The organism is Roseburia rectibacter (genome assembly GCF_014287515.2).
GTDB lineage: Bacteria > Bacillota > Clostridia > Lachnospirales > Lachnospiraceae > Roseburia > Roseburia rectibacter.
Genome location: NZ_CP092473.1, coordinates 70392 through 96392 on the forward strand (window position 1 = coordinate 70392; position 26001 = coordinate 96392).

Sequence of the window (26001 nt, forward strand, 5' to 3'; positions counted from 1 at the left end):
TGTAGCATAAATTTGAGGATTCGGTTAGATTTTTTTACTAAAAACTGCTTCTAAAACACAACTTTGATCTCTGTTCCCACACCGACTTCACTCGTCATTGAAATCTGTGCATCATGCTGGGCAACAATGTGTTTTACGATGGCAAGTCCAAGACCTGTACCGCCGGTAGATTTCGAACGGCTTTTATCAACACGGTAGAAACGCTCAAATACACGTTCCTGCTGTTCTTTTGGGATTCCGATACCGGTATCTTTTACGATCAGTACCGGTCTTGTATTTTCGATGGCAGTCACGATCGTGACACTGCCGCCTTTTTTGTTGTAGCGCACCGCATTACTGCAAAGGTTAAACAACAGTTCCTCAAGCAGTGTCTTATTCCCGCTCATCGGAACAGACGTCCCCTCTAATTGCAATGTCACCTCGTTTTTCTCTGCCTGCATCTGCATGGAGCTGACGCACTGCTCTCCAAGCTCATGCAGATCAACCGTCTCAAATTCAAGTTTTAAATCACTGTCATCTAATTCTGACAACTTAATAATATCATTGATCAGCGACTGCAGCCGCTCCGCGCTCCTATGGATCTCATTTGCAAAATGCACGGTATCCTCACCGCCTGTCATTCCGCTTGCGATCAGTTCTGCATATCCGGAGATAGCTGTCAGCGGCGTTTTTAATTCATGTGAGACATTGGCTGTAAACTCCTGCCGCATCTGCGCATGGTTTAAGATATCCATATGCTGCTTTTTGATCATGGAAATAAATGGCTGCATTTCCTCATAAACTTCTGTCTCATCCACGAGAACGATATTGTCTGCCATCTTCTCGATCGGTGCCATCAGTCTCCGCGTCAGGCGGTATGAATAAAATACACACATCAGAAATACCATCAGTCCAACCGCCAAGATCAGCCCCGACATCGTAGACACCAGATGATAAATGCTTCCGCTCTCTTTTGCTACACGCACAACACTTCCATCTTCTTTTCTGAGTGCATAATAAAAAGTATGCTTCGACGAAGTGGATGAGACACGGATTGATTTTCCCTCACCATTTTTCATTGCTTCTGCGATCTCCGGACGTTCTTTATGATTTTCCATGGAAGATACATCTTCCATGCTGTCATATTCCACATCACCATTTTCATCCACGCATGTAATGCGCAGTCCATCGGTTTCCAAAGAATAAGTGATATCTTTCGATAACTGATCCGGACTTATCACTGAAACAACATGTGCATTTGCCTTTAGATCATCAAATATCTGTTCTTCTAAAATCTGATAAAACAGAAACATAGAACAAACGGCAGTCACCACAATGGCGATTGCCGCAATCAACATAAACCCGGTATTGATCTTTTTCTTCATTCTATCATGTACCCCACATTCCGCACGGTCTTGATACAGCTTCCCGCTGCACCAAGTTTCTGCCGCAGTGTTTTGATATGCATATCAACGGTACGGCTCTCACCCTCATACTCGAAGCCCCATACCTGATCCATGATCTTATCTCTTGATAAAACGATTCCCTGATTGAGCATCAGGTACTTCAGTAATTCAAACTCTTTAAACGTCAGTTCACACGTCTGCCCTGCAACGGTAACAGCATGTTTATCCATATCCATAAGAATATCTTCATGAATCAGCTGTGAATCTTCATGCACGCGGCTTGTTCTTCTAAGCATTGCCTTCACACGGGAGATCAGCTCCATCACACCAAACGGTTTTGTGATATAATCATCCGCTCCAAGATCAAGTCCTTTTACTTTATCAAGTTCACTTGTCTTTGCCGTTACCATGATGACCGGAACCTCTGCAGTTGCCTTATCTGCCCTTATCTTTGTTAAAATATCCAGTCCGTCCTCCCCCGGAAGCATGATATCTAAAAGGATCAGTGACGGAATATTTTTTTCCAGACGCTTAAAAAATGGTGCACTGCCCTCAAATTCTTCCACTTCATAGCCACTGTTTTTGAGTGCATACCGCTCAATTTCACGAATATTAATATCGTCTTCCACTATATAGATTGTTGCCATATTTTCCCTCAATCTCCATTTTCAAGCGTCTTTTTTGTACACCAACTGTGTTCCATGCAAATATTCGATTGCTAAAAATCCTTCACACTTAAATCTGATACATCTTCTCGAACTCGTTTAACTGTTTTGTAAACTCTGCACTCTCCTCAGCATCCATCTGCTCGGTAAAACTGTGTTCCTCTAACTGGGTATCCTCTAACTGCATCATATATACCGCGATATTCGAACAATGGTCTGCAACACGCTCATAGTTCATTGCAAGATCTGACAATACAAGACCAAGCTCAATGGTACATTTCCCTTTTCTAAGACGCTTCATATGGTTTTTCTTTACTTTCTTGTTTAACTCATCAATAACTTCTTCTAACGGTTCTACCGTACGTGCCAGTGCTTCATCCCCCTCCACGAACGCATTTGTGGTACGCTCTAAGATATCGCGGAGTGCCGCACTGTATACCAGCATTTCTTCTTTTGCTTTCTTAGAAAATACGGCTCCCTCTTTTACCATCTGCTGTGCATTTTCCACCACGTTGATGGAATGGTCGGAAATTCGCTCAAAATCTGTCAGGCAGTGAAGCAGTGATGTTACCTTCAGACTATCTTTGTAAGATAAATTCTGGCTGCTTAACCTGGTTAAGTATGCACTAAGTTTGTCATCATAGGTATCCACGATGTTTTCTTTTGCAATGACATCCTCGATTTTTTCTTCGGAGTACTCATCCAGTACGGTCATCGCCTCTAAAAATCCTTCGTGTGTGATCTTTGCCATCTGATTGGCAAGAGAATGGCACTGCTCAATCGCAAATGCAGGGCTGTTTAAGAAACGGTCGTCTAAGATCACAAATACATCCTCTTTCTGATTCTGTTCCTCTGCAGTTTTCGGGATCGTTAAGTATGCCAGTTTCTCCAATCCCTTTGTAAATGGAAGTAAAACCAGGGTTGCGAACACATTAAATATGGTGTGGATCATTGCGATTCCCGCTGCTCCAACGACTTCATTTGTAAATTCAAATCCGATCAGCGCATTGCCTGTATAAAACAATACCAGAAACAGGATCGTACCGATCACATTAAAATAAAGATGCACGAATGCCGTTCTCTTTGCACCTCTGTTTGCGCCAACCGCTGAGATCATCGCCGTCACACAGGTACCGATATTCTGTCCCATAATGATCGGGATCACAGAACCATAGGTAAATGCTCCTGTTACAGACAGTGCCTGTAAAATTCCGACCGATGCAGAGGAACTCTGGATGATCGCAGTAAGTACAGCTCCTGCTAATACACCAAGGAACGGATTATGGAACATCGTTAAGATATTCGTAAATTCCGGCACATCTGCAAGCGGTTCTACCGCCCCGCTCATGCTCTCCATACCGTACATTAATACTGCAAATCCAAGTAAGATCTCACCGATATCTTTTTTCTTGTCGCTCTTTTTCGACATACAAAGTATGATACCGATCATTGCAAGGATCGGTGAGAAGGAGGATGGTTTTAACATCTGGATAAAAAAGTTATCCCCCTGCAGTCCACTTAAGCTCAAAAGCCATGACGTTACCGTTGTTCCGATATTTGCACCCATAATGATGCCGACTGCCTGTGACAGCTTCATAATACCGGAATTTACAAAACCAACCACCATAACCGTCGTCGCCGATGACGACTGGATCACTGCCGTTACACCTGCACCAAGCAACACTGCCTTGATCGGGTTTGATGTCAGAGTCTCTAAGATCTTCTCTAATTTACCTCCTGACATCTTCTCCAGTCCGGCACCCATTACATTCATTCCGTACAGGAACAGTGCCAATCCGCCAATGAGGGTCAGTACTCCAAAAATATCCATCTCAATCTCCTTTTGTATGCCGCTTTTCTTATTCTTTACGTTTTTTTGACATATAATTTATTTATACAGCATTTTTCGTCATTTTGCAATTAGCATAAAAAGGAGTATGTAAATTCGCCGTCAACTTTATGTAAAATCTATGTAAAATCTTTAAGAAACCATTTATTTTTGTCTATTTTTAATTTTCATGCTGCCCGGTAATGGAATAGATTACCCACTCCGCAATATTGGTCGCATGGTCTCCGATACGCTCAAAATATTTTGCAACCATCAGCATATCCGTTGCCTGTTCACCATTTTTTACATTTTCATTGATCTTTTTGATAAGCTGCTGTTTGAACTGGTTGAACAGATCATCCACCACATCATCTTCTTTGATGACCCAGTGTGCTAAATCCATGTCTTTCTGCACGAATGCATCCACACTCTTGATCACCATATTTGTTGTCTCTTTTGCCATTGCCTTGATAAGGTCAAGATTGATCGGATCACCGGTTTCATAGGATGCATCTGCCATTAAGATCGTCATCTCCGAAATATCGGATGCATGATCTCCGATACGCTCCATATCTGTGATCATTTTAAGTGCTGCAGAGATCAGGCGCAGATCTTTTGCTACCGGCTGCTGCTGCAGTAATAATTTCATACAAAGACTTTCAATATCCCGCTCCTGATGATCGATCTCCTCATCAAAGCTGATCGCTTTTTCCGCTTTTTCCACATCCTGTTTCACAAGTGCAGAACATGCCATCTCGATTGCCTGCTCGATCAAGCCTCCCATTTCTATTAATTCGTCATTCAATGTCTGAAGCTGTCTGTCAAACCTGTTTCTCATGATTTTCCACTTCCTTCTTTCTTTTCACTGTAATATGTTAATGTGCATTTTCTTACGCTTTTTGTATGTTATAAGCAATGAAACCTGAGGTATCATCCAAAACGTCCGGTAATGTAATCCTCTGTTCTCTTATCCTGCGGAACTGAGAATAACCGCTCTGTATCACCAGCTTCAATGACTTCTCCTAAAAGGAAAAATACCGTCTTATCCGATACACGGACTGCCTGCTGCATGTTATGCGTTACCATAATGATCGTATACTGTTTTTTCAGTTCAATGACAAGATCCTCGATCTTTGATGTTGAAATAGGATCAAGCGCAGAAGTCGGCTCATCCATTAAGATAACTTCCGGATTGACTGCAAGTGCCCTTGCAATACAGAGTCTCTGCTGCTGTCCACCGGACATACCAAGTGCACTTTTTTTCAGTCTGTCTTTGACTTCATCCCAGATTGCTGCATCCCGCAGGGATTTTTCCACAATCTCGTCTAATTTTGCCTTGGAACGGATACCGTGTGTTCTCGGTCCATAGGCAATATTGTCATAAATGCTCATTGGAAACGGATTTGGTTTCTGGAATACCATCCCGACACGCCTTCTTAAAAGATTGACGTCCATGCCATTGTAAATATCTTCTCCATCCAAAAGGACGCTTCCGGTGATCTTACATCCTTCCACTAAATCATTCATTCTGTTTAAACTTTTTAAAAAGGTGGATTTTCCGCAGCCGCTCGGTCCGATAAAAGCGGTAATTTCATTCGAGCCGATCGACATATTGATATCTTTTAATGCATGAAAATCACCATAATATAAATCAAGGTTTGAAATTTTAAATTTTTCTGACATGTTTTCTCCTCTATTTTTGCCTGCAAATCTTTTTCACATCACTGCTTCGGTGCTTCAAACTTCTTTGCGATCAGGGAAGATACCCCGTTGATGATTAGTACCACGACAAGAAGTACAACTGCTGTCGCATATGCCTCATTTGTATGCATACCCTCACGCGATAACGAGTACATGTGAATCGCTAAAGTACGTCCGGAATCGAAAAATCCCGCAAGATTTGCAACTGTGCCTGATGTATAAATAAGTGCCGCCGTCTCTCCTACGATTCGTCCGATTGCTAAGATGATGCCGGATAAAATACCCGGAATTGCACTTGGTAGTACGATCTTAAATATGGTACGCAGTTTTCCTGCGCCGAGTCCGAAACTTCCTTCGCGAAATGAATCAGGGACACACAAAAGTGCTTCCTCCGTCGTTCTCATGATGACCGGGAGTACCATGATCGCGAGTGTTGCAGCACCTGCCATCATCGAATACCCCCACTTTAATGCAGTCACAAAAAACAGCATACCAAACAGTCCATAAATGATAGACGGAATACCGGACAGCGTCTCTGCCGTAACACGAATGATCCCAACCAGCTTATTTCCTTTTTTTGCATATTCTACAAGGTAGATCGCTGCACCTACGCCAAACGGCACGGATAACAAAAGTGCCAGCACTGTCATAAACAGTGTATTGATCATTGCCGGAAGCATTGACACGTTATCTGAGTTATATGTCCATGCAAACAGCGATGGTTTTAAGTACGGGATACCGCGGATTAAAATATACCCCACCAGAAACACTAAAACGCCTACGGTCAGCACTGCTGCTATCAGCACTAAAAGCAGCAATATGAATGAACCCGGATGTTTCATATATGATTTGATCTTGTCTTTCAAAGACTGCTGATTGATCGCAGCAATCTCAGATTCCATATGTTTTTCCATCTGATTCCGCCCTTTCTAATTATCCTTTGTACGTCTCTTTAAAATAGAGAAAGAGACATTGATGATGAGGATAAACACAAACAGTACCACACCGGTTGCGATCAATGCTTCCCGGTGAAGATCCGTTGCGTATCCCATTTCCATTACAATATTTGCCGTTAAGGTACGGACTCCTTTAAAAATACTCGATGGCACCCTTGCCTGGTTTCCTGCAACCATCATAACCGCCATTGTCTCACCAATCGCACGTCCGACACCGAGCACGACCGCTGCCATAATACCGGATTTTGCTGCTGGAACGATTACAGTAAAAACACTTCTCTCATGTGTTGCACCAAGTGCAAGTGCTCCTTCATAATAGCTGTTTTCCACGGCACGGATCGCTGATTCTGATACACCTATGATTGTCGGCAGGATCATAATTCCAAGCAGGATCGACGCTGTTAAGATACTGTTTCCATTTCCTTTAAAATGCTCTCTGATAAATGGAACTAACACAACCAGACCGAAAAATCCGTATACGATCGAAGGAATACCTGCTAAGAGATCCACGATCGGTTTTAATATCCGGTACAGTTTTTCCGGACAGAAACGTGCCATAAAGATCGACATCAGAATTCCGATCGGAACACCGATCAGGAGAGCTCCTCCGGTTACATAAATACTTCCTAAGATCATCGGAAAGATTCCGAATATGTTATTCGTCGGTTTCCACACTTTTCCCGACAAGAACTGCCATACGCCGATTTTCTGCATTGCCGGAAATCCGTTTGCAAACAAGAACACACAGATTAAGGCTACCGCGATAATGGATATGACTGCCGTAAAGAGGAAAACGCCTTCCATTACTTTTTCTTTGATATGATTCATTGTTATCTCCAAACTGATCAAAAGTCGTGTACATTATTTATGCAAAGACCGGCAGAGTATCTGTCTCTCCCGGTCTTTACCTGATGTTTTATAATAAGGAATTCTATGAAATATGTTGTTTGTATCTGTCTGTATTACTCTGTAACGCCATCCCAGGATGTGATCTCGCCTGTATAGATGCCTTTTACAGTATCTTTGGAAAGATCTGCAGTCGGGTTGTCATTGTTTACGATCACTGCAATACCATCCATAGCGATCACGGTTGCTGTTAAGCCACCCTCTGTCTCAGAATCTTTTAATTCACGGGAAGCCATACCAATATCACAGGTTCCATCCATAGCTGCTGTCATACCTGTGGTGGAATCACTCTCCTGGATCTCGATCTCTGCACCGCTGTTGACTGCAGCATATGCCTCTTTTAATTTTTCCATAACAGGTGTTACGGAAGAAGATCCTGCTACAACGATTTTTCCACTTGCGCCGTTTGACTCAAATGCTGCTGCACCGTCATCTACCGGGATGTATTTGTTATCAGAAATAACTGCCTGTCCGTCTGCGCTCATGATGAAGTTGATAAAATCCTGTGCTACATCACTTGGTGTTCCTTTTGTTGCAATATTAAACGGTCTTGCGATCGTGTAATTCCCGCTCTTAATATTATCTACGGTAGCTTCTGCTCCATCGATGGAAACTGCTTTTACACTGTCATTTAAGGAACCAAGTGATACATATCCGATCGAGTATTCATCACCTGCAACAGTTGTTAACATAACATCCGTACTGTTTGTAATGATCGCTTCATCTGTTGTATTATCGATTTTCTCACCGGCATCGTTTTTCTCTTCTACACCGAACAGCTCGATGAAAGCGCCTCTTGTACCGGAACCATCCTCACGGGATACAACGTTGATGTACTCACTGTTGTCAAAATCTCCGGATTCTGCTGCCGCACTTGCTGCTGTCGTATCTGGTGTGACATCTGCTGACTGATCTGTGGAATTATCTGCAGCGCCTGATGCGTCTGTGCTTGCATCTGTATTTGTATCTGCTCCTGCATTTGCACTTGCATTTCCACTGTTACCACAACCTGCGATCATACTGGCTGCCATCATACCTGTTAATAACATACACATTACTTTCTTTTTCATTTTTTAATCCTCTCTTTTTTCAATTTGCAGGTTGTCTGCTTTCCTGCTGTTTTCTTTTCATTTCCTTTTGACAGTTTTTACTTTAAAGCACTTATGTAAAATACATGAGAGAGGTTTAGTAAAATGTATGTAAAATAATGGTAAATGTTTCGCTTACTTTTACATCTTCTCGATCTGTCTGCGCAGTTCTAACATCTGGTTATCTACTTTTGCGATCACATCAGAATAATTTTTTGTTGCCTGCTCCACATTTTCAATCTGTCCTGCATTTTTCTTGTAGCACATCTGGTTATCCAGTTCTGCCCAGTAGTCCATGGCAAACGAACGGATCTGTATCTCCACCCGCACCTCTGTTGTTTTTTCCAGATAAGTAACAGGAACACCCACGATCAGATGGATGCTCTGATAACCGCTTTTTTTGGGATTTTTTACATAATCCTTCTCTTTGAGCAGTTTAATGTCCTTCTGTTTCTTTATATAATCCGCCACGCGGTAAATATCATCACAGAAAAAACAGACGACACGGATTCCGGCAATATCGTTTAAAGTATCTACCGCTGCCTGAAACGTTACCTCTCTTCCCTTCCGCATCAGTTTTTTCACAATACTGTCTGTCTGCTTGATCCGTCCCGTCATAGTACGAATAACCTGACGGCCAAATTGCTCTGTCAGGTCCGCATTGATCATTTTTAATTTTGCCTGCACCACATCCATCGCATATGTATAAGAAATCCGTACCATAGGTGCTTCAATCTGTTCTTTTAATTGTTTTTCCATGAGCAAGGTATCTGCTCCCGCTAAATTCTCTTTTATTCCTATGCGTTTTTTCTGTTTTTTAGAATCTTTCTTCGGCAAAATCCATATCTCCTATTTCGTAATCATCTTCGTCTTCATAATAATCATTTTGATCTTCTGCTTCGAACTCATCCCGTACATTTTTCTGTGCAAAATCCTTTTCTTTGTGCTGCATCGCATTTGCCTGAAGCTTAAAAACGACAAACCCGATCACAAACATTGCTGCGATCACGATAACACCGGCTTTTGAAGTATGAAAAATCTGCGTGGAGATTCCCATGAGCATCGTTCCCATAAAAGATGCTCCCTTTCCAAAAATATCAAAAATTCCAAAATATTCACTGGATTTTTCTTTCGGTATGATCCTCGCATAATAAGAACGCGATAATGCCTGGATCGCTCCCTGAAATACTCCGACAAATGTTGCCATCATCCAGAATTTCCACGCCGCATCAAGCCAGAGCTCATAAACGGCACACAGCTTCCGATATATCCCCATGCATATCCCTGCGAGGATACATCATCCATGCGCTCATCTGTCGTCACATCCACGAGCATGGAATCATAAAAGATGAGACTGCCGGAAAATCCGACTTTGGTGATCACAAATACAACCAGAAATAAAATGGCACTTTTCGGAAGTGCAAGTGCGGCACACCCAAGAACACCGATCAGCATAAACAGCGTAAATAAAGGTTTTTTCCGGTTCTTTCCATCTGCAACCGTTCCGAGCACCGGCCCTAATATTGCCACGATCAAAGTAGAAATAGAGATTGCATAGCTTAAATATGCGGTAGAGTCCGCAGCTGATACGCCATTTTCAGTTGCCATATTTTTAAAATAAATTGGTATGATCGTAGACACTAAAAGCGCAAAGGCAGAGTTGCCTACATCGTACATTACCCAGTATTTTTCAAGTTTATTCAATTTCTGTTTCATTTTCACTAACCTCGATTCTTCATGATAAAATCAAAAATTTCATGATAATATCTGCATCTTGTTTTATAATCTGCATTAAAAATTTCATGTTTGGATGCCGGCATACAGACCAATGAAGCTGTATCCACATGATTTGCAAAAACTGCGATCGCACGATTATCTACCATATGATCGTTTCCTGCTATAAAGATCAAAACAGGGATCTTAATGCGCTCTAAACTCTTTTTTTGCATCAGTACCTCTGTTGCCTTCATCGATGCCAGAAGCCATCCATATGTACCTCCATTCGTCTGGTACCTGGAATTTTCCAGTCTTTGTCCAAAAATATAGTAATAGCGTTCTCTTGAAATGCAGCTGCTATGCTCAAAATCCGGTCTGCCGGAAAATCCGCTCTGTCCTGCAGCATAACGATCACCTCTTTTTGTTTTCACATAAAAAGCTGCCGTCATTTTTGCTACCCACCACGGATATTTTCCAGTCTGCATCCGAAACATCGGTGAGGAAAGGATTGCTCGTTCAAATACTTTCGGATGTTCCTCAACATACCGCGCTGCGATCGCACCACCCATAGAATGTGCAAAAAGAATCCTGTGCTGCTCCATCCGGTAATTCATTTTCTTCATAAAGCAGTCTAAGTCTTTTACATAATCTTCAAAATTGCGGATATATACTTTCTGTGCATCTGAGACTTCACGTTCTGAATAACCATGCCCACGATGTTCTAAGATATAAACAGAACAGCCCTGCTGTAAGAAATAATAAATAACCTCGTTATATTTTTCCGAAAACTCGCTGAATCCGTGTGAGATCACAATACAGGTGTCTGCATCTGCATTAAGATACTGCTGATAAAAAATGACTGCCCCGTCATAACTGTGAAAGCAGCCATATTTCCGATATTGCTTTAAATATGGTTCCACCAGATTTTTTTGCCAGTTCCGGTATCCTTCGTCTGCAAAATACAGACTGCCTGCCGCATTCATAACGCCGCCATTTCTTTATGCTTCAACAATTTCACCAGCTCCGGTGTCAATTTCCCATCACTGTACTCTTCCGCAATTTTTTTGCCACGGTCCGGGTAATTTGTGATCATTGCATCGGCACGTGCCGCACAGACAAGCCGCATATATTTTTCCTCATTTACAGTCCATACATGGACTTTCTTTTTCTGCCTCCTGCACTCTTCCATAAATCCTTCATACTGAATATTATAAAGTGCCGGATGCAGTGCATCTGCGCCTACCACATAAGATGCATAACTGACCGGATTGACAATCCCGTCTTCATAAAGCATTCCGGTCTTCGCCTGTGGATTAATCTCCTTGATTTTTTGTATGGAATAATGATTAAATGAAGAAAAAATCACACGTTCCGTCAGTCCCATACGCTCTGTGAGGTCTAATACCCGCTCCTCAATTTCCGGATAAAATACAACACCTGTCTTGATTTCCACATTAATTGTCAGATCTGTTGGCTTTATCAACGCATATACTTCCTCTAATGTGGGAATCTGTGCATGCTCATATTCCGGATGCGTGCGGTTGAAATTATGCTTTATCAACTTCGCATAAGTAAAATCTTTTACCCAGCCGCTTCCACCGCTCACACGGTCAATCGTTTCATCGTGGATGACAACAAGTTCTCCGTCTTTCGTAAGCTGCACATCCAGCTCGATCCCGTCTGCGCCAAGCTCCACCGCTTTCTCAAAAGCTGTCATTGTATTTTCCGGTGCATATCCGCTCGCACCACGGTGTCCCCACACGAGTGTTCTTTCCATTTTTTACTCCATTCCTGCCGGTTTCTTCTTTTTTCTGATGGTTTTTCTTTTCCAGAATTTTTATCCTGCCTGTTTTTCCTTCTGCTCGGCTTTTTTGCTTTTCTCTTTTTTCCTTATCTTAAGCGGTGACTGTAAAATGGGTGTGGAGTATTATGTAAAAAATGGGTAAAAAAATACAGAACCACATTTCTGTGATTCTGTAACATGCCTTTATTTCTTCCTGTGATTCCTTTTTTCCTGATGATTCTAATCCTTATGCGCCGCCTCATAAACATTGTAGCATGCCGCAGCCCCGATCACGAGCGCAGCCCCGATAAACGCCGTGCGTCCGATCGTCTCTCCGCAAAAGATCGCAACAAGAATCGGGTTCAAGATCGGCTCTAATGTAGAAGTTAAGGATGCCGTAACCGGTGAAACACAATCTAAGCCCCTCGATAAAAAGATGTAGGATAATCCAAACTGGATCACACCGAGAAGGATAATGCAGATCCATGCCTTCGCAGAATGATCGGTCTCCCCTAAAAACGACGGCAGTCCAATGCAGAGGCTCATAACATGGGATGCTAAAAGTGATGACTCAAAATCAGCGCCAGGAAAACCTTTCATCATCATAACCAATGCATAGGTAAATCCTGAAAATACAGCAAGCAGATTTCCTGCCATTCCACCGGCACTTAAGGAATCTAAAAAGAAACACAATATCCCTGCGAACACGACCGCGCACGCGATCACTGCCGCCTTTTTCGGTTTCTTCTTATATAATATCCACATCAGCAGGATCACAAAGATCGGCTCTGTAAATTGGAGCACGATCGCATTTGCCGCCGTTGTCATCTTTGTCGCGGAGACAAATGTCAGTGCCATAACTGTATTGCAGACAGCACCAAACAGTACCGTCTTATTCCATACAAATTTTCGTTTTGTGATCACCATATAAGAGGCGATCAGCATAAATGAAAAAATACTGCGGATTCCCTGGATCGTAATGGAACTCCACGGAATCGACTTTATCAGAACGCCTCCTGTACTGAAACATACTGCAGAGAGCAGCACATAAATGGTTCCTTTCATACTTTCTTTATCTAACTGTTTTTCCCGCATTTTAATCCTCATTTCTGCTTCACCTCATTACCAGTGCGGGCAGCACAAGCACAGCAAGGAATATGATATTTGCCAGATGAAACCACAACAGATAATACCCCTTTGTTCGGTTATAATTATGTGCATAGATCTTATAGGAGATCAGACTCGCCATGGAAGCGATCAGTGTACCAAGCCCTCCTAAATTCACGCCCAGTAAAAGCTGCTTTAAATCACTTGAAAATCCAGATAACAACAATGCCGCCGGGACATTACTGATCACCTGGCTTGCCACAAGTCCAACGAAAAGCTCCCTTCCATTTACCAATGTCTGCAATGTTTTCTGAAACACCGGCAGCCGTCCGATATTTCCGGTAAAAATAAAGAAAGCGATAAAGGTAACGATCAGACAATAGTCCACCTGTGCAAGCACCTTTCTATCTGCCAGAAATACCGCTAAAACCACTGCCGCAAGCAAAATATAATATGGCAGAATTCTTGCCACAACAAGAAGTGCCATCACAAATAAAACCACATACATGACCGTCAGCTTTTTGTTCATTTCCTTTTTCTCTTCCGAAAAATGGCAGTCGGTCAGTCTGATCTTCCTTTTTCTCGCACTTAAAACAAAAATAGTCAGTGCAAGCAGTACACCGGAAATAACGGTATATGGAAGCATAAATACGATAAATTCCCCGACATTCATTCCGGAGAGATTATAAAGATACAGATTCTGTGGATTTCCGATCGGTGTCAGCATACTGCCAAGATTTGCTGCTATCGTCTGAAGTACGATGACCGGAACCATAAGACGCTCCTGACCGCATTTTTGCAAAGTCAGAAGTGCAAACGGAACAAACGTCAGAAGCGCAACATCATTTGTAATGACCATACTGGAAAAAAAACACAAAAAAACAAGCACAAATGCCAGCTGGGCTGTATTTTTCGTATGCGCTAAAAGCCTCCGCCCGATTTCATCAAAAATCCCGTTATTCTGTACCCCCGCCATAATGATCATCAGTGAAAGCAATATTCCCAGTACACGAAAATCAATATAATTCACATACTGCTGATCCGGATGCACAAAAAAAGCGGATATTACCGCTAAAATTGCTGCAACGGTCAGCACTGTTTCTTTTTTTACAAATGCTATGATTTTTTCTTTCATATATAACACCACCCATAAAACTTACCTGTCTATTCTAATCACTTTCCCCCCGAATGTAAAGATACCAGGCTTAAATAAAAGGCATACATAATTTCCTGCATTCCGTGCACACTATAAGCATCATTGATATTTTACCTAATGACTGCTGTGCATGCAAATTTACATGTCACAAAACCGGACAAAAATGGAGGATCTTATGTACCCAGCTGTAACACTCCCTGTCACAAATGAATACGGTTATTTTGAAATACGGTTAGAGAGTATCGGCGGTCTCGGCGCAAATCTCTGTGGAAAAATGCTCGGCGAACTCGGTGCCTTATACCTTTCCTTAAACTCCTTGAGTTTTTCCAGCTACGGTTCCGAAAAACGCGGTTCGCCGGTAAAATCCTATATCCGCTGGAGTCCTGCTTCCACCCCGCTTCGCATCAACAGTCCTGTCTTAAGACCGCATGTACTTGGCATTTTCCACGAAGGACTGATCGGTACTTATCCGGTATTAGACGGAATTTCCGCCGACACAAAAATTGTTCTAAATACACCTTTGTCATGCGATGAAGCGGCAGAAAAATACAATATTTCTATTGGAACACTATATTGTCTGGACGCACTCTCTATCGCCATGAAATCCAGATCCCGCATCAACATGGTCATGCTCGGGGCAATCGCCAGAGCCTGTCCCTTTATCCCGATGGAATCTGTCGAATCACTCTGCAAAAATACGGTTGGGAAAAAATATCCGGCTCTGATCGAAGCAAACCTGCTTGGTTTAAAAATGGGGTATGAAAAAACTTCCGAACAAAAACTTTCCCATAGATCCAAACACGCCTCTGACATGACCTTAGACTCCCCAGCCTCCTCTGCTCTCGCAAAAGAGACCTATGTCTGGGGATATAAAAATGCTCCGATCGGCGGGATCAATACGCGTCCCGGAAGCACCGTATCAAACGATCTCTCCCCGTCCCGTGAAGGTTATATTCCTCTCTTTCTGCAGGAACGTTGTATCAACTGCGGACTGTGTGACTCCACCTGCCCGGATATGGTATTTCAGTTTGCTCCTGGCACTTATAAAGGAAAAAAATCCATGGTAAACAAGGGGCTTGATTACCGGCACTGCAAAGGATGTCTGCGCTGTGTCGATGTCTGTCCGACACATGCCCTCGTAAAGGCACTTGAAAAAGATTACCCGGAAAAACCATATTCTATGCCGGATCAGGATCTGCTGCCTGCAGGCATCCAGTATCAGAAGACAGGTGCAAACTCCTGGATCACCAGTGATTCTTATCTTGATGAAAAACGTATTGACGGAGGTATCGTATAATGTCGGATCAGCAGCAATCAACAACACAGGCTTTTCTAATTTCAGATCAACAGCCACAACAAAAATCGCAGACTTTCGTAAAGAAAACTGCTGCGCAGCGCGAACTCTATGAAAGTGGAAATGAACTTGCCGCCTACGCTGCAAAACAGATCAATTATCATATTGTGGGTTATTATCCGATCACGCCCTCCACACAGATTGCGGAAAATCTTGACCTGTCCGGCGCAAGAGGAGAACATGATATCCGCCTGATCGCCGCTGAAGGAGAACACAGTGCCGCAGGTATCTGTTATGGTGCCTCTGCCGGCGGCGGGCGTGTATTTAATGCCACAAGCGCCAACGGTCTGCTCTACGCCTTAGAGCAGTTTCCGGTACAGTCCGGGACACGCATGCCAATGGTCATGAACGTAGCCTGCCGTACTGTGTCTGGTCCTCTATGCATCAAAGGGGACCACAGCGACATCATGTATCTGCTCAATACCGGATGGATCATTTTATTTGCAGATGAGCCGCAGATGGTCTATGACTTCAACCTGATTGCCTTAAAACTGGCTGAAAAAGTAAATTTGCCGGTTGCCGTTGCCTTTGATGGTTTCTTTACCAGCCATCAGAAACAGAAATGTATGGTTTTTTCCGAGGATGAGACCGTACAGAATTTTATCGGTAAAAAACTTTCCTGCGACAATCCGGATATTTCTTCTTTTGCAGGAAATGACTCAACCGGTGAAAATCATTTTTTCAGTGTACTTGACCTGAATCATCCGATCTCTGTCGGCTCTTATATGAATGAACCGGATATCATCAACAATAAATACCAGCTTTCCCTTGCCATGGAAGAAACAAGAAAAAAACTCCCGGTACTGTTTGATGAGTTTGCCTCCCTCTCCGGCAGAATGTATACTTTTTGCCGCGGATACAGGTATGAAGATGCAGATATTATCCTTTTTCTGCTTGGCTCTTCTTTTCACACTGCAACCGTTGCCGCCGATACACTGCGTAAAGAAGGCATCCGCGCCGGCGTTATTACCTTAAATGTACTCCGCCCATTTCCAGCGGATGAACTGCGTAAACTCTGTATGCATGCGCAGACGATCGTTGCCGCAGACCGCCAGGACAGCTACGGAGCCGGCGGCGGAAATATGTCCTTAGAGCTGCGCGCCGCACTGCAGGATACCACGGACTCTGCGCATCCGATCCGCGTACTGACACGTATTTACGGTCTTGGCGGTAAGGACTTTTTTGTAGAAGATGCGGTTTCACTGTTTCGTGAAGGACTTTCTTCTGACGCCAAATCTTTTGATTATTACGGTATTACACCGGGCAAGACAGGAAATCCACAGCCACAATATTTTGCGCCGCTCACAAAAGAACGCCAGTCTCCGGGTGTCACAGCCTGCACTTTTGATCCCGAAACCGGAAAAATGATCGTAAAAGGCGGACTCATCAAAGATGCCACCGCCATGCCAAAACGTATCGCCCCCGGAATCGGAACCTGCCCCGGATGCGGCATCCCGGTAAACTTAAACCTTCTGTTAAAAGGCATCGAGGGAAATGTGGTCTTTCTCTTCCAGACCGGATGCGGCATGGTGACAACCACTGCATATCCTAAAACAGCTTTCCGCATTCCGTATATCCACAACCTGTTTCAAAATGGAGCTGCAACTCTAAGCGGACTGGTGGAAGTGTTTGAAGAACGGCAAAAACGCGGCGAATACCCTAAAGGTGAAATCACCTTTATCATGGCAAGCGGTGACGGCGGCATGGATATCGGCATGGGTTCCGCGCTTGGGACTGCGCTGCGCGGTCATCATCTGCTCATGTTTGAATATGACAACGGCGGATATATGAATACCGGCTACCAGCTCTCCTACTCTACCCCGATGGGTGCAAAAAGTTCCACCTCCCATCTCGGAAAAACACAATTTGGAAAAACTTTTTTTCACAAAGACATGCCGGAGATCATGGCTGCAACCCACCTGCCCTATGTGGCAACCGTTGCAGAGTCGAACCCGAATGATTTTATCAAAAAAGCTGCAAAAGCCGCTGCCTACGCAAGGGAATCTGGCACTGCCTATGTAAAAGCGCTTTCCGCCTGCCCACTAAACTGGAATGACCGCCCCGACACAGAACGAAAAGTTATTGCTGCCGCCGTAGACTGCTGTTATTTTCCGCTCTATGAAATTGAACGCGGCATCACATCACTGAGCTATGACCCACAGAAAGCGCATAAAAAAATCCCCGTCACGGAATGGTTTTCCATGATGGGGCGTACAAAACATCTCGCCACCGAAGAATATAAACCAGTTGCAGACCAGATCCAGGCAGAGGTCGACAGGCGCTATGAACGTCTATTGGCGCGTGCCGGACATCCACTGCTGTAGCTTTTATGTCAAAGATTTAACCACCGACACGATTCCTGCGATCAAAAGCAGTATCAGTGCAATATAAACCAGTCCTGAGAAAAATAACCCGATCAGAAACAATGGGAAGATAATGATCGTAAGTAAAACTTTTAAAATCCCCCAGGATGCTTTAAATGCAAATATGATCATTTTACCAAACACAGCAAACATCAAAATAATAAACAGCGCTGTTAACATAGTCCTCTCTCCTTTTTCATACAGAATTTTTGCCTTAAATCACTGTAATTGTGATATGTCTGCAATAACAGTTTTGTTAATCCTATGTTAACAGTTGTCTGTCTAATGTCAAGTCCCTGCTTTAACCTCTGCGAAACCATTCTTTCATCACATCAAAAATCTGCACAAGTTCGTCTTCCTCTATAATATAGGGAACCATGGAATACATATATTTTAAGAACGGACGGCAAAAAACGCCTCTCTCGTATGCAAACTGCTGGAATCCTTCCAGTGTCGCACTATCATATACTTCCACACAGGTACAGCCACCCATCACACGCACTTCTTTGATTCTTTGATCGGTAAATCCGTCCATCTCACGATGTGAGATTTCTTCAATGTGTTTGATTTTTCCCATATAATTTTCCCGCTCAAAGATCTCAATTCCTTTCAGAGCTACGGCACAGGCAAGCGCATTTCCCATAAAAGTCGGTCCATGCATCAGCGCATGGCGGTCATTATCACTGTAAAATGCATCAAATACCTTATGGTTTGCCACTGTTACCGCATGTCCGATATAACCTCCGGTCAATGCTTTTCCAAGCACTAAAATATCCGGCAGCACCAGATCTGCAACAAAACGGTTGCCGGTTCTTCCAAATCCCGTTGCAACTTCGTCAAAGATCAAAAGCACGTCATACTGATCACACAATTCCCGTGCGCGTTTCAGAAAAGAAATATCATACATACGCATCCCGCCAGCTCCCTGCAGCAACGGTTCCACGATAAAGCAGTTTAACCTGTCATGATATTTTTCAAATGCCTCCTCTAATGCCGGTATTTCTGTCGGAATGTGAACCACTCCTGTTTTTTCCTCAAACGCAAAATGATAATCCTCATCATCCCCTACTTCCATTGCCTTAAATGTATCCCCATGGTACGCATGCTCTAATGCCAGTACAAGCGGACGTTTTCTGCCCTGATTTGTGTTGTACTGCAATGCCATTTTTAAGGAAACTTCCACTGCAACACTTCCGGAATCCGAGAAAAAACAATAGTCTAAATCTCCCGGTAAATATTCCTGCAATTTATCCGAAAGCTTCTGCACCGGTTCATGTGTCAGTCCGCCAAGCATCACATGGCAGAAATGATCTGCCTGCTCCTTGATGGCAGCGGTCAGTTCTGGATGCTTATATCCATGGATCATGCACCACCAGGACGATACTGAATCGATCAGTTTCTGATCTTTTGTGTAAAGATAAACACCTTTTGCATCTAAAATTTTATACGGTTCCCGCATTGTTTTCATCTGTTCATATGGATACCAGATCATATTTTTTCCTCTTTTCTATCATTTCCTGCTGTTTTCAGATACATATTCCGTAAATAACCAAACCAGGTATCTTATTCATATAATGCCGCAAGTGTTTCCACATCCATCTTAAGCTCCGTGTCACCGTCCTGCACCTTCGCAAGCGCAGATAGTCCTGTCATGTATTCGCACATATAAATATTGTCGTCCTCCATCACATCACCCGGATGATAATGGTTAAATATGATTCCTTTTAACGGCAAATGATGCGCCTTCATATATTCTGCCGTCAGAACCACACTGTTGATCGTACCAAGTCCTGCATCTGCGATCAGAATACTGTTAAGTCCAAGCTCTGACACCACATCTTCCAGCTGGATCTTCGCTTCATCGAAGCAGATCGGGCATAAAATACCTCCGCTTCCCTCCACCGTCACATAATCATACGTATCACATACAGCTTTATATCCATTTTTCACCACATCCATCTGCACCGGATGCCCCTCGATCCTTGAAGCAAGATGCGGTGAATATGCATGTTCATATACATAAGGGCACATTTCCTCAAGCGGCTGCGCAATCCCCGACATTTTCTGCACAAAAAGAGCATCCCCCGGTATCAGAGAGCCATCCTCCCGACGGTCATTTCCACTCATTGCCGCTTTATAGTAGGCAGCAGATTTCCCGGCTTCTGCCAGTTTTTTTACGATCAGTCCTGTCACATATGTTTTTCCGATATCCGTACCTGTTCCTGTGATAAATAAAGCCTTGCTCATATCCATCCTCTTTTCTGTGCATTTTACTTCCTCATTCCTGCACAACTTTTTGTAACGCTTTCCCAATATATACTGCGCATTTCTATGCTTCCTTTTTTTTCTCTTTCCAGTATTCCGGTGTGACATCGCGGCCTAAATCCTCAAGCAGCCGTCTGTCACTGCGGATTGTTGCACATGCCACCGTCGTCAGCATGTTTCCGGTAATGGATGCGGATGCTCCTGACTGGAATGCAATCTCCCCATCGTTTGTCAAAAGTGCTCTTCCCGCTGCAAGACGGATATTGGCATCCGGGTTGATATAACGGAAAAATGCGATTGTGCGCAAAATATCAGCTTCTGACAATCTTGGCAGGTGTTCTAACGGTGTTCCCGGTATCGGCATCAGCGCATTGATCGGGATGGAGTCAATTCCCAGTTCCGCAAGGCTTATCGCCATATCAAGTCTGTCCTCCCATGTTTCTCCCATACCGATGATTCCGCCGGAGCAGGCGCACATGCCCTCTGCTTTTACTTTTTTTAAAGTTTCGATCTTCATATCGTAAGTATGTGTCGTGCAGATATTCGGGAAATTACGTCTTGACGTCTCAATATTGTGATGATAACTGGTGACACCCGCTTCATGCAGTCTGTGCAGCTGCTCTGCAGAAAGGAACCCCATAGATGCACACAGATCGATCTTACATTCTTTTTTCATCGTCTCATATGCATGGATCGCCTTGTCAAATTCCTCTCCCGTCAGTGCTCTTCCCGCCGTAACGATGGAAAAACGGTCAACACCTTCCCTCTCGTTCATTTTGCAGGCCGCCAAAATCTCTTCCTCCGGAAGGAAATCATACTCCTCACAGTTCGTATGATGGTGCGCCGACTGTGCACAATATTTACAGTCCTCCGGGCATCTTCCGCTGCGCCCGTTGATGATCGAGCACAGGTCTACCTTATCCCCGAGCCTTACTTCTCTGATCCTGTCTGCTCCCTCACAAAGCTCCTCTAAATCACAGGTCAGAAAAAATGACAGATCATCTTCCCTTGTGATTCTTCTTCCGTTAATAATTTCTTCTGCTAATGTAAGTGCATTCATTTCCTTTTCTCCCTCTCATTTTGTCGGATACCGTGAATTTTTCACGATCTCATTCTCACCACCTCATATGCAAGCACCGGTCTGACACGCTTTGCCACCACTGCTCCAAGAATACTTAAAGCAATATCCCCCGGTACAGCCAGAACAAAGCAGTACAAAAACAATGGTCCTACGGCGATCGGCGTATCGATCACAAAGTTACAGATGATATAGTAATAAATCATGCCGATTGCATACACGCAGAAAAGTCCCGCCAGGTTTGCAATCAGATACCGCGTTATGGTCTTTTTTTCCATGTGTTCTGCGATCCACCCGGTTACAAATGTTCCTACGGCAAATCCGATGATATATCCAAAACTCGGCTTAAACACATACCAGATTCCGCCCCCCTCTGAAAAAATGGGAAGTCCGGCAAGTCCAAGCAGCATATACGAGAGCACAGACAACGTTCCAAGCCTTGATCCAAGCAGCAGCCCCGCCAGCATTGTAAACAGATATTGCAGGGTAAACGGCACGACCGGTATCGGGATCTTGATAAATGCTCCAACTGCGATCAGTGCCGTGAATAGTCCACAGTAAATCACACCTTTTGTTTTCATCTTTGTTAACCTCCAATGTTCTTATAGTTAACAATATTAGTTAAAAAATGGGATAATGTCAACTCTTTTTATTTTATAAGTTAACATTATCCCATTTTATTAAAACAATTTGTATCATCATAATCACATACAATATACACTTTTAAACATTTTCAATATCAGTATTCATAAGACATACATGTATGCTTTACCTGTCATACCCGGCATCCGCCGCACATTTCCTTATCACTTTGGGAATATTCGCCTGATTATAAGAAAGCACTTCGATCTTTACACCCATTGCATACTGCTCTTCCCCTTCGAGCTTCTGCACACCGCCTTTTATCACTACTTTCGGACGTTTTACATCAAAACTGTATTCCATTCCAGTCAGAACACCTGATTTATTAATGGTATATACAATACGCTCATTCTGGTAACCGGTCTTCTGATACTGCTCATAATAAACAGACATCTTATCCATCTGTTCTGTATCGTCCTGTTCCTTAAACCCCGCCGGTTCTATTAAGTCAAGTGCCTGATCTCTTTTTTCTTTTAACTGCTGCCCAGACAAAGAAAAGATGATCTGCTTTGCTCCATCATCCAAATCTGCCGTCTCTGCAGAAACAATATCTTCCTCCCGATAACCCGGATTGGTAAGTGCCTGATAATTGGGGATATCTGTTGTCGTGCTGTAACCATTCCATTCACTCCAGGTTCCTGCCTGGTAGGAATTTACCGTAACACCATCGCAAAATTCTTTCACATACGTCATGGCTCCATCTGCATCTGTATTCTTATATTCCACCATCCAGGTTTCATCTAACAGATCAGCCCAGACTTCCTGCGTCTGCTGCACAATATCCTGATTTCCGGAATAACTGTTCGTCACCAGATAATGCACATTATTTACTCTGCGCAGCCCCCGCATGGCATCTAAGACTTTACCAGTCTCCTCACTTGCGACCCCGCCTGCAAACATACTTTCCAAAAATAACACCCCGGAAAAAATAGTGACTAAAACTGCCTGAACTGATTTTTTATCCATAGGGCTCCTCCGATCTCATCACGACTTCATTCGTGATTTTACTTGCACCATTTCATGGTATCATCATTTTCCATCAAATACAATCGTTTATCAGCCCAAGCCGCTCAAATGCATGTAAAATTCCATCCTCATCAATATGGTCTGTTACCATGTCCGCTAACCTTTTTACCTCATCTCTGGCATTCCCCATTGCAACACTGATCCCGGCGTACTCCATCATCTGGAGATCATTCGGTCCGTCACCAACTGCAATGCAATTCTCCCGTGAAATGCCGACATGATTTAAATAACGCTCCATACCGGTCGCCTTATTAATTCCATTAATTCCGATCTCGCCCGCAAAATCGCCCATTCCATCCAGGCTGATCGCCACCGCATCAAAATACGGTTCCATATCCGCATGTACCTTAGCAACCGGAAACGGTGCACCATAATAAATGATCTTCTCATTTTTTTCATTTTCCCATGGCTTCTCGGTCAGATGCATCCGTCCGATCAGACGGTCTAAGCGCTCTTTACTCATTCCGGCATCCCGGTAAACCTTTAACATGCCATCACAGCTTCTCTGGTTTAGCACCACGCCGTCATCCGCCTGATAGCAGAATAAAAATCCATTACTCTCTAAATAGTCAAAACTGCTTTTTCTGTGCTCCTCATCAATATAGGCATGATAAAACTCTTTTCCTTCGTCTTCCACAAAAGCTCCGGCTCCGCCGACGATCCCTGAAAATCCGAGTTCCAACAGTGCATCATAAATCTGAAAACGGCTGCGTCCGCTACATACCACCATCCTGTGGCCGTTTGCCTGCGCCGTCCGGACTGCATACTGTGCAGACTCCGGAATCTCACCTTTTTCATTGACCATGGTTCCATCTACATCAAGAAATACTACCTTTTTATCCATTTTCCACATCACCAGTCCGTAAATTCGTCTACACTCTAAAGTTCCTTTTTACCGACGGACCCTTTCCTAACCTGATCATTTACACTATTATTTTATCTTATCATGCATTTCACAGGCTTTCAATATACATTCCTCCTTACATCAAAGCTTTATTTAAAATAGATTGTAATCACTGCTGCTTTCTGTTCGCATATAAATAATAGATCACATTGAGAACAATTCCAAATATCGTTGCTGCCGGAGCCGCAAAACCAATCTTTGTAAGACTTGCGTCCGACTGGATGCTCATATAATATGCTAACGGCAAGCGCACCAGCAGTGTCTGGACAAGCCCCTGCACCATAACCCAGACTGTCTTATCGTGTCCATTAAAATAACCGATTATGCTGAATAAAATAGCTGTCACGATCGTTTCTAGCGCAAAACCTTTTAGATAATCATAACCATTCTGCACAACGGCTGCATCTGTTGTAAAAATTCCAGTCAGAAGATTTCCTTTAAACCAGACAAGTGTAAATACGATACATCCGATCACAAGTCCAACACCCATGCCTGTAAACATTGCCTTTTTTGCTCTCTTTTCGTTGCCTGCACCCACATTCTGCGATACAAAGGATGCCATGGACTGCATGAGGGAACTTGGGATGAGCATTGCAAAATTGACAATCTTACAGGCAACTCCGTATCCGGAAGACGCTTCAAGTCCGAGTCGGTTGACAAATGCGCAGAGTGCAAGAAAAGATATCTGCGTCAGAAATTCCTGCAAGGCAAGCGGCAGACCGATCTTTAAGGCTCTCACACAGTGCATATTGATTTTAAAATCGTGTTTACTGATTTCAAATGGCAGTTCTCTTTTTACCAGCAGGAATAATGCAAACACAACACTGACTGCCTGTGCTGCTACCGTTGCGATCGCAGCTCCAGCTGCATCCAGATGCAGTCCTGCAACTAAAATCAGATCTCCTGCAATATTAACCACACAGGCAACCGCAACAAATAATAATGGGGATTTGCTGTCTCCAAGACCTCTGAAAATAGCTGCGAGCAGATTATACGCAACAATGAAAAAGATTCCGCCGCCGCAGATGCGCACATAAGTGGAAGTCAATTCCACTGCTTCTTCCGGTGCCTGCATCAATACTGCAATCGGCTGTGAAAACCCAATCATGATTACAAAAAGCACCGCAGAAACGATTGCAAAAATAATTGTCGCGCCACCGATCAAAGCCCCTATATACTGCGGTTTTTTCTCCCCGATATACCGTGCGATCAATACTGTGATACCCATTGCAAACTGCGTGATCACAAACGTAACTAAGTTAAGCACCTGACTTCCTGTCGATACAGCTGAAAGCCCGGAGGTTGTTCCAAACCTTCCCACGACTAAAAGATCTACTGCACCATAAGCCGCCTGAAGCACCAGTGCACCTAATATCGGCATCATAAATGGCAGTAATTTTCCCAAAATACTTCCCTGTGTAAAATCTGATTTTGAATTATTCAATGTCAACTCTCCTTTTACTCATGACTTCATAAAATTTTTCAATAGTCTGAATCATACAGTCTGCTTCTTCTTCGGAAATATGATCCATATATTTTAAAAGCCGGCTGTAATAATTTTTATCGTACTTATCCCACAATTCTTCACCTTTTTCTGTAATCGCAACATATGTGATTCTCCCATCTTCCTCCGATGCATATTTGGTGAGATAACCCTTTTTTTCCATCTCCTTGACCGTTCTTGTAACCCCCGGTCTTGGCAGCTTTAAGGTATCACTGATATCTGATACTTTTACTCTTTCCTTACTCTCCTGCTGACTGTGGATCACATCCATATACTGAATATATGCCGGTGTTACTCCTTCTGGCAGTTCCGGGAGCAGTTCCCGGATTCTTTTTGCAAGATAACAGGCATCTAACATTCTTTTTATCTTTTCTGCTGTCATTCTTTCACTTCCTTTTTCTGTTCTGCTCTATATAATTACTCTTGGTAATTACCATTGGTAATTATACGGCAGTATATATAGATTGTCAATAAGATTTTGATACCTCATACACAAGATAAACTCTTTATTTTCCAATAAAAATACCCCGAAAGCAGCTTCCAGTTATTGGATCTGTCTGCTTTCGGGGTATTC

Annotated in this window: 24 protein-coding genes and 1 pseudogene; 2 read left to right on the top strand and 23 right to left on the bottom strand. The window is 43.3% G+C overall.

Annotated elements, in window-relative coordinates:
- Positions 1 to 50 precede the first annotated feature (50 nt).
- The 14 genes and pseudogenes from H8S51_RS00320 to H8S51_RS00385 all read right to left on the bottom strand — a co-directional run bounded on the left by H8S51_RS00320 (position 51) and on the right by H8S51_RS00385 (position 14270).
- Complete coding sequence (locus tag H8S51_RS00320; protein ID WP_186899843.1) at positions 51 to 1364, bottom strand: ATP-binding protein; 1314 nt, start codon at positions 1362 to 1364, stop codon at positions 51 to 53.
- Positions 1361 to 2032 carry a response regulator transcription factor gene (locus tag H8S51_RS00325; protein WP_117920850.1) on the bottom strand — a complete coding sequence of 224 codons (672 nt, stop codon included), beginning with the start codon at positions 2030 to 2032 and terminating at the stop codon, positions 1361 to 1363. Before H8S51_RS00325 ends, H8S51_RS00320 begins: the two co-directional genes overlap by 4 nt.
- 88 nt (positions 2033 to 2120) lie before the next feature.
- On the bottom strand, positions 2121 to 3881 hold the full coding sequence (locus H8S51_RS00330) for a Na/Pi cotransporter family protein (RefSeq protein WP_186899844.1): 1761 nt from the start codon (positions 3879 to 3881) through the stop codon (positions 2121 to 2123).
- Between the two features lie 178 nt (positions 3882 to 4059).
- Entirely contained in the window at positions 4060 to 4716 is a 657-nt protein-coding gene (gene phoU / locus H8S51_RS00335) for a phosphate signaling complex protein PhoU (RefSeq protein WP_186899845.1), read from the bottom strand.
- 92 nt (positions 4717 to 4808) lie between these two features.
- Positions 4809 to 5561: a phosphate ABC transporter ATP-binding protein PstB gene (gene pstB, locus H8S51_RS00340; protein ID WP_118209284.1), complete on the bottom strand. Its 753-nt coding sequence runs from the start codon at positions 5559 to 5561 to the stop codon at positions 4809 to 4811.
- Positions 5562 to 5599: 38 nt separating this feature from the next.
- Positions 5600 to 6493 carry a phosphate ABC transporter permease PstA gene (pstA, locus tag H8S51_RS00345; protein ID WP_117920854.1) on the bottom strand — a complete coding sequence of 298 codons (894 nt, stop codon included), beginning with the start codon at positions 6491 to 6493 and terminating at the stop codon, positions 5600 to 5602.
- 15 nt (positions 6494 to 6508) lie between these two features.
- Entirely contained in the window at positions 6509 to 7363 is an 855-nt protein-coding gene (pstC, locus tag H8S51_RS00350) for a phosphate ABC transporter permease subunit PstC (protein WP_117920855.1), read from the bottom strand.
- 134 nt (positions 7364 to 7497) lie between these two features.
- Positions 7498 to 8511: a substrate-binding domain-containing protein gene (locus H8S51_RS00355; protein ID WP_186899846.1), complete on the bottom strand. Its 1014-nt coding sequence runs from the start codon at positions 8509 to 8511 to the stop codon at positions 7498 to 7500.
- 159 nt (positions 8512 to 8670) lie between these two features.
- Positions 8671 to 9366: a GTP pyrophosphokinase gene (locus H8S51_RS00360; RefSeq protein WP_186899847.1), complete on the bottom strand. Its 696-nt coding sequence runs from the start codon at positions 9364 to 9366 to the stop codon at positions 8671 to 8673.
- Positions 9347 to 10245: pseudogene (locus H8S51_RS18335) on the bottom strand (MFS transporter). Before H8S51_RS18335 ends, H8S51_RS00360 begins: the two are co-directional and overlap by 20 nt.
- Before the next feature lie 5 nt (positions 10246 to 10250).
- Complete coding sequence (locus H8S51_RS00370) at positions 10251 to 11228, bottom strand: alpha/beta fold hydrolase (protein WP_241070817.1); 978 nt, start codon at positions 11226 to 11228, stop codon at positions 10251 to 10253.
- Positions 11225 to 12022 carry a glycerophosphodiester phosphodiesterase gene (locus H8S51_RS00375; RefSeq protein ID WP_186899848.1) on the bottom strand — a complete coding sequence of 266 codons (798 nt, stop codon included), beginning with the start codon at positions 12020 to 12022 and terminating at the stop codon, positions 11225 to 11227. Before H8S51_RS00375 ends, H8S51_RS00370 begins: the two co-directional genes overlap by 4 nt.
- 246 nt (positions 12023 to 12268) lie before the next feature.
- Entirely contained in the window at positions 12269 to 13135 is an 867-nt protein-coding gene (locus H8S51_RS00380; protein WP_241070818.1) for a DMT family transporter, read from the bottom strand.
- A gap of 7 nt (positions 13136 to 13142) precedes the next feature.
- On the bottom strand, positions 13143 to 14270 hold the full coding sequence (locus H8S51_RS00385) for an SLC13 family permease (protein WP_186899849.1): 1128 nt from the start codon (positions 14268 to 14270) through the stop codon (positions 13143 to 13145).
- Between the two features lie 196 nt (positions 14271 to 14466).
- Here H8S51_RS00385 and H8S51_RS00390 point away from each other — a divergent pair, with 196 nt between their 5' ends.
- Positions 14467 to 15588 (top strand): 2-oxoacid:acceptor oxidoreductase family protein, encoded by a 1122-nt coding sequence (locus tag H8S51_RS00390; RefSeq protein WP_186899850.1) that lies wholly within the window; start codon positions 14467 to 14469, stop codon positions 15586 to 15588.
- Positions 15588 to 17969, top strand: a complete 2382-nt coding sequence (locus tag H8S51_RS00395; RefSeq protein ID WP_186899851.1) for a transketolase C-terminal domain-containing protein — start codon at positions 15588 to 15590, stop codon at positions 17967 to 17969. Before H8S51_RS00390 ends, H8S51_RS00395 begins: the two co-directional genes overlap by 1 nt.
- A 3-nt stretch (positions 17970 to 17972) precedes the next feature.
- Here the strand turns inward: H8S51_RS00395 and H8S51_RS00400 are convergent, their stop codons facing one another.
- The 9 genes from H8S51_RS00400 to H8S51_RS00440 form a co-directional block, all read right to left on the bottom strand.
- Positions 17973 to 18188 (bottom strand): hypothetical protein, encoded by a 216-nt coding sequence (locus H8S51_RS00400; protein WP_117920861.1) that lies wholly within the window; start codon positions 18186 to 18188, stop codon positions 17973 to 17975.
- 121 nt (positions 18189 to 18309) lie between these two features.
- Positions 18310 to 19500, bottom strand: a complete 1191-nt coding sequence (gene bioA / locus H8S51_RS00405; RefSeq protein WP_118209292.1) for an adenosylmethionine--8-amino-7-oxononanoate transaminase — start codon at positions 19498 to 19500, stop codon at positions 18310 to 18312.
- A 71-nt stretch (positions 19501 to 19571) separates the two neighbouring features.
- On the bottom strand, positions 19572 to 20255 hold the full coding sequence (gene bioD, locus H8S51_RS00410; RefSeq protein WP_118209305.1) for a dethiobiotin synthase: 684 nt from the start codon (positions 20253 to 20255) through the stop codon (positions 19572 to 19574).
- Positions 20256 to 20337: 82 nt separating this feature from the next.
- A complete protein-coding gene (gene bioB, locus H8S51_RS00415) occupies positions 20338 to 21333 on the bottom strand; it encodes a biotin synthase BioB (protein WP_186899852.1) in 996 nt (331 codons plus the stop codon).
- A gap of 41 nt (positions 21334 to 21374) precedes the next feature.
- The gene (locus H8S51_RS00420; protein WP_117920864.1) at positions 21375 to 21932 is read right to left on the bottom strand and encodes a biotin transporter BioY; all 558 of its coding nucleotides are present in this window, start codon (positions 21930 to 21932) and stop codon (positions 21375 to 21377) included.
- A gap of 187 nt (positions 21933 to 22119) precedes the next feature.
- A complete protein-coding gene (locus tag H8S51_RS00425; protein ID WP_117920865.1) occupies positions 22120 to 22959 on the bottom strand; it encodes a hypothetical protein in 840 nt (279 codons plus the stop codon).
- Between the two features lie 73 nt (positions 22960 to 23032).
- The gene (locus H8S51_RS00430) at positions 23033 to 23863 is read right to left on the bottom strand and encodes an HAD family hydrolase (RefSeq protein WP_118209294.1); all 831 of its coding nucleotides are present in this window, start codon (positions 23861 to 23863) and stop codon (positions 23033 to 23035) included.
- A 169-nt stretch (positions 23864 to 24032) separates the two neighbouring features.
- Positions 24033 to 25367, bottom strand: a complete 1335-nt coding sequence (locus H8S51_RS00435) for an MATE family efflux transporter (RefSeq protein ID WP_186899853.1) — start codon at positions 25365 to 25367, stop codon at positions 24033 to 24035.
- Positions 25360 to 25809, bottom strand: a complete 450-nt coding sequence (locus tag H8S51_RS00440) for a MarR family winged helix-turn-helix transcriptional regulator (protein WP_117920868.1) — start codon at positions 25807 to 25809, stop codon at positions 25360 to 25362. Before H8S51_RS00440 ends, H8S51_RS00435 begins: the two co-directional genes overlap by 8 nt.
- Between the last annotated feature and the right edge of the window lie 192 nt (positions 25810 to 26001).

Bases quoted from the DNA above. Each gene is read 5' to 3' on its own strand.
- H8S51_RS00320 (WP_186899843.1), bottom strand. From the start codon at position 1,364: ATGAAGAAAAAGATCAATACCGGGTTTATGTTGATTGCGGCAATCGCC.
- H8S51_RS00325 (WP_117920850.1), bottom strand. From the start codon at position 2,032: ATGGCAACAATCTATATAGTGGAAGACGATATTAATATTCGTGAAATT.
- H8S51_RS00330 (WP_186899844.1), bottom strand. From the start codon at position 3,881: ATGGATATTTTTGGAGTACTGACCCTCATTGGCGGATTGGCACTGTTC.
- phoU (WP_186899845.1), bottom strand. From the start codon at position 4,716: ATGAGAAACAGGTTTGACAGACAGCTTCAGACATTGAATGACGAATTA.
- pstB (WP_118209284.1), bottom strand. From the start codon at position 5,561: ATGTCAGAAAAATTTAAAATTTCAAACCTTGATTTATATTATGGTGAT.
- pstA (WP_117920854.1), bottom strand. From the start codon at position 6,493: ATGGAAAAACATATGGAATCTGAGATTGCTGCGATCAATCAGCAGTCT.
- pstC (WP_117920855.1), bottom strand. From the start codon at position 7,363: ATGAATCATATCAAAGAAAAAGTAATGGAAGGCGTTTTCCTCTTTACG.
- H8S51_RS00355 (WP_186899846.1), bottom strand. From the start codon at position 8,511: ATGAAAAAGAAAGTAATGTGTATGTTATTAACAGGTATGATGGCAGCC.
- H8S51_RS00370 (WP_241070817.1), bottom strand. From the start codon at position 11,228: ATGAATGCGGCAGGCAGTCTGTATTTTGCAGACGAAGGATACCGGAAC.
- H8S51_RS00375 (WP_186899848.1), bottom strand. From the start codon at position 12,022: ATGGAAAGAACACTCGTGTGGGGACACCGTGGTGCGAGCGGATATGCA.
- H8S51_RS00380 (WP_241070818.1), bottom strand. From the start codon at position 13,135: ATGAGGATTAAAATGCGGGAAAAACAGTTAGATAAAGAAAGTATGAAA.
- H8S51_RS00385 (WP_186899849.1), bottom strand. From the start codon at position 14,270: ATGAAAGAAAAAATCATAGCATTTGTAAAAAAAGAAACAGTGCTGACC.
- H8S51_RS00390 (WP_186899850.1), top strand. From the start codon at position 14,467: ATGTACCCAGCTGTAACACTCCCTGTCACAAATGAATACGGTTATTTT.
- H8S51_RS00395 (WP_186899851.1), top strand. From the start codon at position 15,588: ATGTCGGATCAGCAGCAATCAACAACACAGGCTTTTCTAATTTCAGAT.
- H8S51_RS00400 (WP_117920861.1), bottom strand. From the start codon at position 18,188: ATGTTAACAGCGCTGTTTATTATTTTGATGTTTGCTGTGTTTGGTAAA.
- bioA (WP_118209292.1), bottom strand. From the start codon at position 19,500: ATGATCTGGTATCCATATGAACAGATGAAAACAATGCGGGAACCGTAT.
- bioD (WP_118209305.1), bottom strand. From the start codon at position 20,255: ATGAGCAAGGCTTTATTTATCACAGGAACAGGTACGGATATCGGAAAA.
- bioB (WP_186899852.1), bottom strand. From the start codon at position 21,333: ATGAATGCACTTACATTAGCAGAAGAAATTATTAACGGAAGAAGAATC.
- H8S51_RS00420 (WP_117920864.1), bottom strand. From the start codon at position 21,932: ATGAAAACAAAAGGTGTGATTTACTGTGGACTATTCACGGCACTGATC.
- H8S51_RS00425 (WP_117920865.1), bottom strand. From the start codon at position 22,959: ATGGATAAAAAATCAGTTCAGGCAGTTTTAGTCACTATTTTTTCCGGG.
- H8S51_RS00430 (WP_118209294.1), bottom strand. From the start codon at position 23,863: ATGGATAAAAAGGTAGTATTTCTTGATGTAGATGGAACCATGGTCAAT.
- H8S51_RS00440 (WP_117920868.1), bottom strand. From the start codon at position 25,809: ATGACAGCAGAAAAGATAAAAAGAATGTTAGATGCCTGTTATCTTGCA.